We start from the raw sequence: 11,523 nt of genomic DNA on the forward strand, positions 1-11,523 counted from the left end.
CGGATCAGCTATGAACACATTTTCTAAAAAGCCGTTACTTTGCGCCTTGGCCGCAATTTCTATCGGTGCTTCATTTTCTTCATTTGCGGAAATTCGCAATGTCACTCTGCTGCACACCAACGACATCGAGAGCGTTTACGAACCTGTTGATGCCTTTTGGAATCCAGACATCTCACACATCGGTGGTATTCCATATCTAGCCACCTTAATCAAACAAACCCGAGCGCAGGAAGAGACCAGTTTCTTGTTTGATGCGGGTGACATTTTCACTGGTTCACTTGCTAAGAAGACTCAAGGCAAACTCTCTTTCGACTTGTACAGCGCAATGGGTTACGACGCGATTACGCTCGGCAACCATGAGTTTGAATACGGTTGGCAAACGCTGAAAGAGAACATGCCAAGAGCGGCTTACCCAGTGTTGAACGCCAACATCAAGTTCGAGCAAAACAATGCGCCATTTGCTTCGCCCTACACCATTATTGAGCGCGATGGCGTTCGTGTAGGCGTGATAGGTGTTATGGGCGTAGATGCGTTTTACAACACCATGTGGAAAGGCAACCGCAAGGGTTTAACCATTGATGACCCTATCGAAGTCACTCAATACTGGGTGGATAAGATTCGTGATGAAGTGGACATGATTATCGTACTGACTCACCAAAACAAAACTGCGCCAATGCAAACCGACAAAGAAGCAGACCCAGAAGTGCAACGCGGTTTTGATGAAGACTACGACATGGCTGGCAAGCTAAAAGGCGTGGATGTGATCTTTGGTGGTCACTCAGACCATGGCTTGTGGAAGCCAGTTGTACACCCGAAAACTGGCACCGTTATTGGTCTTACCTTCGGTCAGGGCAAATACTTGGGTTACACCAAGTTCGCGGTGGATACAGAAAAACACGACGTAAAACTGCTTGATGGCAAACTCATCCCTGTGGAATCAGACAAGCTGGAACGAGACCAGAAAACCAGCGACCTTATCGCCAATGCACGCAGCAAATTCCCTGAGTTAAGCGAGCAACTGGCGACCATCAACGACACTGCTTACCGCCGATACTACCGCGAATCAAACGTCGGCAACTTGGTGGCTGATATGATGCGTGAAGCTGCCAACGCCGATGTGGGTATGATCAGCTCTGGCAGTATTCGGGTCGACTTAAACAAAGGCCCAGTGACGATGGAAAACGTGATGGATCTTTTCCCATTCACGGATAAACTCTCGGTCGTGACATTAAGCGGTGAACATCTGAAAGAGTTGCTGGAATACAGCTACACCTTGCCTTACGGTCTGGCGCAATTCTCTGGTATCGAAGCGCGTTATGACAACGAAAAACCAGAGGGTCAACGCTTGGTGAGCCTAAATGTAAACGGCAAACCAGTGGACAATGCTGACTCATACAAAGTCGCGACTTACTCTTACGCAGCAAGTGGCGGTGACGGCTATCATGTTTTTGAGAAAGGTACGTTTGAATCAGAAGGCGATTCAGTAACACAAGTGTTGATTGACCAGTTCAAAGCGAAGAAACAAGTGACCGTACCGGAACTCGGTCGCCAAGTAGACGTAAGCCAAAACTAAATCCATAACGGACTTAGCTAGGAGAATAGGCACCATGACATTTCGTCAAGAATACAATGGCTGTAAGTCGTTTGGTTGCGCCAATTGCGGCGTACCTGACTTGAGCTTGTATTCACGCTCAAACCGACTCGGTTACGATGCGTGGCATTGTTCTGAGTGTGGTGCTTATCCTCCCGTTTTGGTGAACGAGCCCATTCTCACGTTAGCCAATCAACTGGAACAGCACACTTTTAAACTCGATTTATTACCTCAATGCCATTGTTCAAAAGCGTCTTGGCAACGTTTCGGACGCACGACCTCTGGCACCGAACGTGTGCAATGTCGGCAATGCAAAAAGACCGCAACGCTGATCAACTCAAGTAAAGCATCATCAAACCTGCAACCAATGTTGGATGCTTTGATTTCTGGCGTTCCTCCGCAAGAACTGCAACAGGTTTTGGGGCTCAATCACCGCGCGTTTTCTCTGCGAATGGAGCAATTGGCTGAGCTACTCAATACCTTCAGCCGTTTGTTTGAAGCACAACTTGATTTCTCAATCCTACAAACCCGTTCGTTTCTTCAAGTCGCGCGATCTGGGTTTAGACACGATAGCCGCTCTCAAAGTAGCGCGCATATTTGGACACTATCAACGGCCGATGCCAAGACAGGATATGTACTCTTGATCAGTGATAACGCACTGATGAAGAAAGATTCGTTACCTGAAGAGGTGCGAGAGCAGAGCCGTTATCGACTCACCAAGAAAGAGCTCGCTCCCACAGAAGAAGACGCACTGCTTCAAGCGCAGAAGACGTACGACAAGATCTTAAATCGCAGTCAGTTTGATCAACTCGGTTACTGCGATGCCCAACATGCCCAATCCAAGGAAGTGTTTTTAACGCGCCCTGTATTTGCCGCTCACGCTCACATGCAGAACTTGGCAAAATATCTAAAATCTCAGCCACCAAAAGCTTTATTGCTCGAACATGAAAGCTTTATTCGCGGCGCCGCAATTACCGCATTTACACCAACTGTAATCAGTGGAAGCACACATCTGTACTATTGCCATGTCGCCTCGCGCAACGTGCACGACATTAACAACAGCGGTAAACAAAACATGAGTTGGTGGGATGAAACGTGGCGACGAGTGAATATTGAAAATGCACTGGGCAAGTGGCAAATCGGCTTGGGTTTATTGACCAAAAAAGGCGAGCTAGATGATGCCGCGATTCACTCCCTTTTCCCCACGCATCCAGATTGGAATTCGTACTTCTGGCAACGCTATATCGGATGGCTACAACCTAGCTACGCGTCTCACCTCAGCTTGGCTCGAATACAACAGTGGCAAAGCGTTTATCGCTTTTTGCACAATTTCACACTGTGCCACCATGAAATCAAAATTGGATCTCGATTCATCGAACCAAGCCAAGTTACTGACTTAGTTGACTTCATAAACCATCATTCATCAGCAAAATAACCATCATAAGCATCTGATTAAAAATACTTTTTCATTGATAATAGCATTTTCATTTTTGACTCTTTGTACAATGCCGTATTGCAGGTTAGAGAACTCTGTAATGTATAGTTTTCCGAATGATAAAAAGGACGAACTATCATGAAAGACTATGACGATGGCGGACTTCCACTAGTGGATGAAGTCGTCACGGAAGGACGTAATGCCTACCTTCACAACACGCCTTTCGAGGAGAACCCATACCCGATTGTCTCGCTCGAATTCATGAGTTGGTGGTACGGCTGGTTGCTAGAAGAAGAACGCCAAACCATGGCTGCATAAACCGCGTAATGACACCTTATTTCCACAATTAAACGTTTCCAAGTTTACCTAATGCCAACAAGCGTCAGGTGCGCTTGCGGCTTTTTATTTTTTAAATACAGGTAGATATGGACATCAATACAACAATTAGAACCACAATTTTTACCCTATCGTTTATCACAACTTCATTCGCATTGTTTTTGAAGCATTCCCTGACCGAAGAGCGAATGATGCTGTGCGCATTAGGAAATGATATTCCGGTGTTTGATAGCGAAGATTGCTTATTCTATTTTGAGACGTTTGGCGTTTCGCAAGATTTACTAAGCTTAGTCGAGTATCAATATGGTATTTCGTCGATTCTAAGTGGTGACAGTCATAGCCGCTTTCGTATGGCAAACACCTTAATCGCACATGGGTTTGACGTAAATTGGCTGAACGAAAGTAACAGTCCGCCTCTGCACTCCGCCATCATTCATGATGATTTCGAGGCGTTTAAATGGCTAATGCAGCAAGGGGCAAACAAAGATCTTTATTGCCCTAAGGTAGGAAAGAACGCCACTGAGTTTTTGGATTGGATTTACACCGAGAACCCGACCGCCAATCGCGGCGCTATGTACGCGCTATTGCACTAGAGCAAAAACAAAGGGAGCCGCTCGCTCCCTTTGTTGTTTTTATATAGTTGAAATTAATCGATATTCTGACCAATTCGCCACAGCACGCCACTAGGATCGTGCAAACAGAATTCTCGCATTTTCCAAGGTTGATCAACCAGTTCTGTCACCTTGGCTCCGAATGACGCCAGATCGACATTCGAAACATGTTCATGCCAGCTGGCAACATCTTCCACCAACAAATGCATCATGAAATTATTACAGTGTTTTGGCTCATAAAAATCTTGCAGCAAGAATGAGCAACTACCCTTGAAGAAGTACGCCACACCACCAAAATCCGAAGGCATCTCAAAACCCAACGCCTGATAAAAACGCTTTGATAGCTCGTAATCTTTAGCCGGAACAAAAGATTTAATTTCAACAATATTGAGGTTTTCCATTTCCTAAGTTTCCATTGTGTAGCACGTATTCAACCACTCTAGGTAACTCAACGCGTCCTGACTAGAGTCTCTCTTTGTTTCTTAGGCGCAAGGCACACACTCCGCCATTTGGGTTTGCAGCCAAAGCACAAATTTTTGCTCCAATTCAGAGCGAGCCTTATCTTGAGTCAATAAGACATAATCATGCCCTGACGGCACAAAACCAAATGGTGCAACGAGATTGCCACGCTCGAGGTCGTCCATAACTAGAGGATAAGAGCCCATCGCCGCGCCTAAGCCGTCGACTGCAGCTTGAATGCAGAAATAGAAGTGTGCGAAGGACTGTTCTGCTTTGCTATTCATCGACGCATCACCAGTGCACTGCACCCATTCGTGCCAAGCTTCAGGTCTGGTTTGGCTGTGTAATAACTTCACGGAGTCCAAGTCGCTTTTCACTTGCTGCCAATAGTCAGGTGAAAACACGGGACCCACCCACTCTTCCACTAACTTGGTTTTTGGGTAGTGATACACAGGCTCAAAGTCATCTCGACGAATCGCCATAGCAAGCCCCGTCGAGCCAAGCGTTACAGGCCCTCCCGCAGTCGAGAGACGAACATCTGCGTCACAACCATCATTAAACGCGGAAAGCCTTGGCATCAACCAACGCATGGTTAACGTTGGCTCACAAGAGACTTCAAGGTATTGGTGCTTCTCCTGCACCAGCTTGTTCACGCCAGTTTCCAGCGCTTGAAATGCTTGCTCGGTGTAGCTTTTCAGCATCTCCCCCTCTTTAGTGAGTAACATATTGCGCCCCTGTTTGTAGAACAGAGGTTGAGCCAGATAGGTCTCCAACACTTTGATCTGCTTACTCACTGCGCCATGCGTAATACTGAGCTTATTTGCTGCTTCACTAAAACTCGCAGACGATGCCGCGACATGGAAAACATGGAAGGATTTAATATGCCTCATCTGTGACTTTTTCTCACACTTAGCGGAATTTATTTCGATTATAGTCCCCGAACTCTCGACCTACAATTGCCCCATTCATAACAACGAAGAAACAGGAAACACTATGGAGCTTTTCAGCCTTGCCTTATTAGGCATACTCATCGTTATCAGCCCCGGTGCCGATTTTGTATTGGTTCTTAGAAACAGCCTCAATAATGGCAGACAAGCGGGAATTTGGAGTGCCGTGGGCATTAGTCTTGCGATTTCGGTGCACATTACCTATTCATTGCTTGGTATCAGTTACTTAATCTCACAGAACGAATGGTTGTTCAGTTTGATTCGCTACCTAGGCGCGGCTTATCTGATCTATCTCGGATTGAAAGGGATTTTTGGGGCTGATTCTCAGCAGAAAATAGAGGGGGAAACACAAGAAAGCATCTCCATTTGGCAGTTCTTTTTCCAAGGCTTTTTGTGCAACGTACTTAACCCAAAAACCATGTTGTTCTTCTTGAGTATCTTTAGCCAAGTCATCGACCCGAATACAGAATCTCAGCACCTAGCTTTAGGTTACGGTGTCTACATGATTGCGCTACACGGGATTTGGTTTTCTATGGTTGCCATCTTGTTTACCTCACCGCGATTGCAGAGTTTATTACTGCGCGTGAAACATAAGTTGAATCAAGCTTGTGGCGCTGGCTTACTGGTGTTTGGTGCCATGTTGGGATTGAAGTCATAACCCGCTGAGTTACGACATTTCGACCGATGCCACATCGAAGTTTAATAATCGCACGTATAATCTTCATCAGAACGATTAAGGGCAATTGACCTTGAGGAAAGGAACTCAATGAAAAAACTACTTCTGATTGTATTCACTTGTTTGAGCTTAGCTTTCACCGCACCATCGGCATTTGCTTCTGAACGAGCAGAGCAAGGTTGGCAATGGATTGAGCAAGGCGCAATGATTGTCGATGTACGCACGCCACAAGAGTTTGCCGATGATCACTTGGACAATGCGGTTAACTTCCCGCTTTCAGAGTTAGATAAACACTTTGCTAATGTCGATAAAGACACGCAGATCGTGCTCTACTGCCGCAGCGGCAATCGCTCAGGGCAAGCGTATCAGTACCTGCATCACAAGGGTTTACCAACCTTCATAACGCAGGTGGTTTAGTTGAGATGCAACAAGCGAAGTAGCACGACTTAGCTCCTACCTAGCCAACTGAACGGAAAGCACACCTCTCGTGTGCTTTTTGTTTTTCACAACCTATTTGTTATCGGTTGAAGCCAGCTCGCCAAAGTAGTCTTCCAGTCGATGATGACCATAAGTCGGTGCGATATTGTCACCTCCTAACATGGTCAGGAAGAACTCAGCAGGACCGCCCCATTTCTCCGGCAAGTGGCTTACTATCAACAACCCTGCTGCACGTAGGAAGTCTGGTAAGTGCGTATTTTTCTCCACTTTATTTTGAGATTTGAACGCAAGCCGGGCAATATCATTGACAGACAAAACATCTGGACCACCGACATCGAGTTCTGTGTCATTTTGTTCAATAGCCTCTAAACAAAACCTTGCCAAATCTTTTCCGTGAATGGGGTTAAGCAGGTTTTCACCATCACCAAAAGTAAATACTCGACCTGATTTCGCCATGTTGTACACCTCGGTAATATCAGAGAAAAAACCGTTCGGGCGAATCACACAAGGGACTAATTTTGTTGATTGTAAAAGTCGACTCACAAAGCGCTCTTTCGCCTCTAGCAGACGAACTTGAGGATATTTCTGAGCATTAAACGCAGAGATGTAAATGAATTTACCGACACCTGCTCGCTCTGCTTCTTCAAGCAAGTTCAAATTTGCTTGGTAGTCGACATCCAAATAACCTAATCCGTCTTGTTGGCGAGTAATGCCCAAACATGAGATAACAACATCGACACCCTCACAAACACCTTTAAGCTCATCGGGATGAGTAACCTGCGCCTCTATCACTTGTGACTCTTCCACACCCATTGCGAGTAACGTGGTTTTGTTTCTCGCAATGGCTTTAAAATCAATGTGCTCAGAGAGAAGTAGCTCAACAATGTTCGAACCCAAGTACCCCGTTGAGCCCGCAATTAAAATTCGAGAGTGCGTTTTCATAACATGACGTCCTATTCTTGCTCTGGTCGGTATGGCTCTTCACGCAATACGTGGCTCACCAATAACTTTAGGTAGAACAGCGGTAAAAACCATTCCAAACCTTGTGGTGCTTGTGCCCAGTAAATTGAAATAATCACACTCAGAGAATACAGAGTTAGCGCCACAGGACGTTGTAAATACAACGGTGTTTTCATGACTAGGCTACATGCCAGAACCATGTAACCACCGATCACAACAATCCACATGATATCGAAATTCAAGAACGCCCAACTGTAGAGAGAAAGCTGCACGAAATGAGTCAGAATAAAGCTCATGTGCTGCTTATAACCTTGTCCTTCACGATGAAACCAGCGCTTTGCCGTAGACGTCGCATTGGTAATAATGCCGCCGATGATATCCACTGTGAGCAAACCCGCGATAACATATTGAGTAGTAGTCCAACCCAGTTGTGCAAAGTACGCATAAATCACCACGACAAAACCAGCAGCAAAAGGGACATACAGCTGTAAATTCTTTTCAGCTTTCGTTGCGCCCGGACCAATCAGCTTATCAATCCCACCCCAGAAACCCGCTCTTGCTTGAGGAACACTCCAATCAATTTTCATACTAAAACCTTATTTCGACCACTTGGTCTTTTTAAATTAGTACGCTTTGAGAGCTAGGTAAAGATCTTTTTTGTCCACTCGGTCTAAATAAAGGTTCTTGTGTTATACTGCAGGGCATTGCGGTAACAAAAGCTGAGAAGAAAACCATGCCGAAGATCGTCGATCATGAAAGCAGACGTAGAGAAATTGCCTTAAAAGCAACCGAAGTGTTCCTTGAGTTCGGTTACAAAAATATTGGTATGAGACAACTGTGCGAACAGTTAGGAATGAGCAAAAGTGCGGTTTATCACTATTACAAAAGTAAGGATGAACTGTTCAAAGCCGCAACAGAGGCCATCGTCAACTTTGACGCAGAAGTGCTAGCAGACAGACCAAACTCAAGTGAAGCGAATACAGGGCAACAAATCGAAAACTTCGTATTGATCTTCCAGCAAATGGCTCCGCGTTTCTTCCAAGAGATGAAGCTTGTCTCTGATTACATTGATGTGATTGGGCAAGAAAACGTAGCTACCGATCCATGCATGCTACTAGCGAATCAAAAGTACATGACGATGCTAGAAAACTACGTTTCAGCGCAACACAAAGAATCGCTTTATACCCTTATGCTAGGACTACTGAACCATCAATTGATGTTGGGTAAAGCGCTAGAAGATTCGTATGTTATTGAGCAAGTTGAGCGCATTTTATTTTAGATTCAAACTCGCATTTAAAACGAACGTGAAAGAGGCTCCGTCGAACCTCTTTTGTTTAGATTAATATGGTGAAGTCTAGTCGCTTAATCGCTCTACTTCCCTCGCCCGTACATCTTGTCGAAGTTTGGGATGTTCTTCTCCCAAATGGGCGTCTCTTCTCCCACAATGGATTTGAGTGTGTCGATGAATAACTTGGTTTTGATTGGTGCATCTCGGTGCGGGTACACGGCGTAAAAGGTACCGAAATCATCAATGTTCAAGTCCGTCATGATCGGCACCAACTTGCCTTGCTTGATTTCGTCTTGAACCATTTGCGCAGTCACCACAGAAAGCGTATTTCCTCCTGCTGCGCTTCTTGCCAACATTTCCACATCATTCACTTTATAAGCGACACTAAGCTGAAAGTGCTGTTGTTTACCTTGCTCATCTTGATAGCCGAATTTATCGAATAACAGACCTGGGGCCGCGTAAATAGTGGCGGGTAAAGATTCCAATTTCTCCAGACTGTTCACCTCACCATGCTTTTCTAAAAATACAGGGGCAGCAACAATCAACAGGCGACTTCGCGCAATCTTACGGGTAATCAAGCTCGAGTTTTTAGGTCGCCCAATTCGGAAGCCAATATCAAAGCCCTCTTGCACCATATCCACCATGCGATCTTCTAAGCGCAGTTCAAATTCCACATCTGGGTATTGCTGTTGAAACACCGAAATCGCATCTTGAACATATTGACGTCCGAACATGGTCGAGCTGGTAATGCGCAAGACACCACGAGGCTCTTCGTGATAATTCTGCGCCAAACGGTGAGTATCACTGAGAAGTGACCGAAGGGATTTGGCTTGGTTGACCATTTCATTCCCAGCAGCCGTCAATGATAAGGAGCGCGTAGTTCGGTTGAGCAATCGAACACCCAACTCATCTTCCAAACGGCTGATCTGTTTTGAGATCACCGAACGATCCACATTCTTCTGTTCTGATACCTTGGTGAACGAGCCAAGCTCGATCACTTCAAGTAACAGCAATAAACGACTAGAGAAATCCATAACGTCTTACCTAAAAAACCATTGTTGCTTTTATGGCACCAATTATATGCCATTTAGCTTATTTTTCTCATCTTATAACAAATCTATAGTAGCTGCACACAACGGGAGAGAGACAAACCTCCTCAATACCAAACCAATAAATTCGCGTTACCGAGGTCTGTTGATCTTACTAACGCTGAGGAAACAGCTATGAAAACTCTATCAATCACACAACAAAACGGCATCGCTACTGTTGAAATCAACAACCCACCGGTGAATGTACTGACTATCGATTTGATTAATGAAATCAACGAATTTGTCCTATCACTTAAAGATGACCGCGATACGAAAGTAGTGGTCTTCAAATCGCTTCATGAGTCTTTCTTCTTGGCGCATTTAGATTTGAACGTTATCAACGGCACACAAGGTGGTCAGGCAGCATCAATTGAATTCAATCATATGATTGCCAACATCAAAGCGATGAAACAAGTATCGGTTGCTGTGGTTGATGGCGTGGCTCGTGGCGGCGGTAACGAGTTTGTGATGGCGTGTGACTTGGCTTACGGCACTGAAAACGCAGCATTTGCTCAGCCAGAGATCCACGTCAATATCCCAACGGGTGGTCAAGGCGCGGTTCAGTTCGCTCGTCGCATGGGTAAAAACAAAGCGCTTCAAGCACTGCTACTTGGTAACGACTTTACGGCACAACAAGCAGAGCAGTTAAACATCATTACTCAGTTTGTTCCTAAAGCAGAACTGGATGGGTTCTTAGCGGCAACATTGGGCGTGATTAGCCAACTAGAAGTGCGTGACATCGTAATGTACAAAGAGATCATCGCAACCTCTATCAAAGACGAAGACGCAGGTGCAGAGCTAGAGTTGCGTTACTTCTTAGAGCGCGCAAAAGAGCAAAAAACCGCAGCGATCATCGATGCGTTCCTAAAATACGGTGGTCAAACAGAACGTGAAGCGGAAGACATCCAAGGCATCTTTGTGGATACCGCGGCAGAGCTAAACAAACAATAGAGCTTGGTTCGCCATCGACCTAAGGCACCAATAGTCCGTTGGTGCCTTGTCTATTTGCAAACTCTGAGGAATCTTATTGCATGAAAAACGATTACATCGGTCGTTTATTGCAAATTTAACTTTTCGAAAGCAATGTTAGAAACAAAATTGCGCGTGCGAGGAAATACAATGGAGGCAGTTAAACAATAGCCAGATCATTAGAGAAACGAGGTCCTCCATGAATCAACTTCCCGACGAAAAACAAAAACGATTTGTTGCCGTAATCAGTAAAAAAGTCGAAGTGGGACGCGCCGTTAACGTATTAGGACATTTGAGCGTAAGCCTTGCGAATCAACTTTCTGATGACGACGCAGTCTACACCGACTATCACGACCTTGATGGTAATCTTCATCCAAATATCTCCCACTATCCGTTTATCGTCTTGAGAGCGGACAACTCCAACAAAATCAGAAAGCTTCGCCAAGAAGCACTCGATAAAAGCATCCCCTTCTCCGACTTTACTCACACCATGGTAGAAGGCGGCTCTGAAATACAACAGCAAACCACCAAAAACACACCAGAAGCCGGGTTAGAATACTTGGGTATTTGCTTGTTCGGCGAGACTGAAACACTTCGAGAATTGACCAAGAAGTTCAGCTTATATCGCTAAAAGCGCGTGATACCTTGGTGATCCTCTCATCATTTTTTCATCAAGCTATCTGTACATTGCCACTTTTAGGGTTAGAATCTAGCGCATCTATCAA

Annotated in this window: 13 protein-coding genes and 1 pseudogene; 9 read left to right on the forward strand and 5 right to left on the reverse strand. The window is 45.2% G+C overall.

The window, feature by feature from the left end:
* Positions 1-10: 10 nt before the first annotated feature.
* The 4 genes from L1076_RS15495 to L1076_RS15510 all read left to right on the forward strand — a co-directional run bounded on the left by L1076_RS15495 (position 11) and on the right by L1076_RS15510 (position 3,955).
* Complete coding sequence (locus tag L1076_RS15495) at positions 11-1,573, forward strand: bifunctional UDP-sugar hydrolase/5'-nucleotidase (RefSeq protein ID WP_237303951.1); 1,563 nt, start codon at positions 11-13, stop codon at positions 1,571-1,573.
* Between the two features lie 34 nt (positions 1,574-1,607).
* The gene (locus L1076_RS15500; RefSeq protein WP_237303952.1) at positions 1,608-3,026 is read left to right on the forward strand and encodes a hypothetical protein; all 1,419 of its coding nucleotides are present in this window, start codon (positions 1,608-1,610) and stop codon (positions 3,024-3,026) included.
* 138 nt (positions 3,027-3,164) lie between these two features.
* Positions 3,165-3,344 (forward strand): hypothetical protein, encoded by a 180-nt coding sequence (locus L1076_RS15505; protein WP_038869131.1) that lies wholly within the window; start codon positions 3,165-3,167, stop codon positions 3,342-3,344.
* A 107-nt stretch (positions 3,345-3,451) separates the two neighbouring features.
* Positions 3,452-3,955: an ankyrin repeat domain-containing protein gene (locus L1076_RS15510; protein ID WP_050567178.1), complete on the forward strand. Its 504-nt coding sequence runs from the start codon at positions 3,452-3,454 to the stop codon at positions 3,953-3,955.
* A 53-nt stretch (positions 3,956-4,008) separates the two neighbouring features.
* Here the strand turns inward: L1076_RS15510 and L1076_RS15515 are convergent, their stop codons facing one another.
* Both L1076_RS15515 and L1076_RS15520 read right to left on the reverse strand, forming a co-directional pair.
* A complete protein-coding gene (locus tag L1076_RS15515) occupies positions 4,009-4,374 on the reverse strand; it encodes a VOC family protein (RefSeq protein ID WP_054755499.1) in 366 nt (121 codons plus the stop codon).
* 81 nt (positions 4,375-4,455) lie between these two features.
* Complete coding sequence (locus L1076_RS15520; protein ID WP_237303953.1) at positions 4,456-5,322, reverse strand: LysR family transcriptional regulator; 867 nt, start codon at positions 5,320-5,322, stop codon at positions 4,456-4,458.
* Positions 5,323-5,425: 103 nt separating this feature from the next.
* On the opposite strand from L1076_RS15520, the gene L1076_RS15525 reads away from it, so the two are divergent.
* Positions 5,426-6,037, forward strand: a complete 612-nt coding sequence (locus tag L1076_RS15525) for a LysE family transporter (RefSeq protein WP_212582796.1) — start codon at positions 5,426-5,428, stop codon at positions 6,035-6,037.
* A 108-nt stretch (positions 6,038-6,145) separates the two neighbouring features.
* Positions 6,146-6,495 (forward strand): annotated as a pseudogene (locus L1076_RS15530) (rhodanese-like domain-containing protein).
* Positions 6,496-6,565: 70 nt separating this feature from the next.
* Here the strand turns inward: L1076_RS15530 and L1076_RS15535 are convergent.
* The gene (locus tag L1076_RS15535) at positions 6,566-7,435 is read right to left on the reverse strand and encodes an SDR family oxidoreductase (protein WP_237303954.1); all 870 of its coding nucleotides are present in this window, start codon (positions 7,433-7,435) and stop codon (positions 6,566-6,568) included.
* An 11-nt stretch (positions 7,436-7,446) separates the two neighbouring features.
* On the reverse strand, positions 7,447-8,040 hold the full coding sequence (locus L1076_RS15540; protein WP_039977518.1) for a hypothetical protein: 594 nt from the start codon (positions 8,038-8,040) through the stop codon (positions 7,447-7,449).
* A 146-nt stretch (positions 8,041-8,186) separates the two neighbouring features.
* Between L1076_RS15540 and L1076_RS15545 the strand changes: the two genes are divergently transcribed.
* On the forward strand, positions 8,187-8,732 hold the full coding sequence (locus tag L1076_RS15545) for a TetR/AcrR family transcriptional regulator (protein WP_039977519.1): 546 nt from the start codon (positions 8,187-8,189) through the stop codon (positions 8,730-8,732).
* A 92-nt stretch (positions 8,733-8,824) separates the two neighbouring features.
* Here L1076_RS15545 and L1076_RS15550 read toward each other — a convergent pair whose 3' ends face one another.
* Positions 8,825-9,775, reverse strand: a complete 951-nt coding sequence (locus L1076_RS15550) for a LysR family transcriptional regulator (RefSeq protein ID WP_237303955.1) — start codon at positions 9,773-9,775, stop codon at positions 8,825-8,827.
* A gap of 189 nt (positions 9,776-9,964) precedes the next feature.
* Here L1076_RS15550 and L1076_RS15555 point away from each other — a divergent pair, with 189 nt between their 5' ends.
* Both L1076_RS15555 and L1076_RS15560 read left to right on the forward strand, forming a co-directional pair.
* A complete protein-coding gene (locus tag L1076_RS15555) occupies positions 9,965-10,780 on the forward strand; it encodes an enoyl-CoA hydratase/isomerase family protein (RefSeq protein WP_237303956.1) in 816 nt (271 codons plus the stop codon).
* A gap of 217 nt (positions 10,781-10,997) precedes the next feature.
* The gene (locus tag L1076_RS15560) at positions 10,998-11,429 is read left to right on the forward strand and encodes a DUF2000 domain-containing protein (protein WP_039977521.1); all 432 of its coding nucleotides are present in this window, start codon (positions 10,998-11,000) and stop codon (positions 11,427-11,429) included.
* The last annotated feature ends 94 nt before the right edge of the window (positions 11,430-11,523 follow it).

Origin of the sequence: Vibrio sp. MMG023, from assembly GCF_021654215.1 — a bacterium.
Lineage (GTDB): Bacteria > Pseudomonadota > Gammaproteobacteria > Enterobacterales > Vibrionaceae > Vibrio > Vibrio jasicida.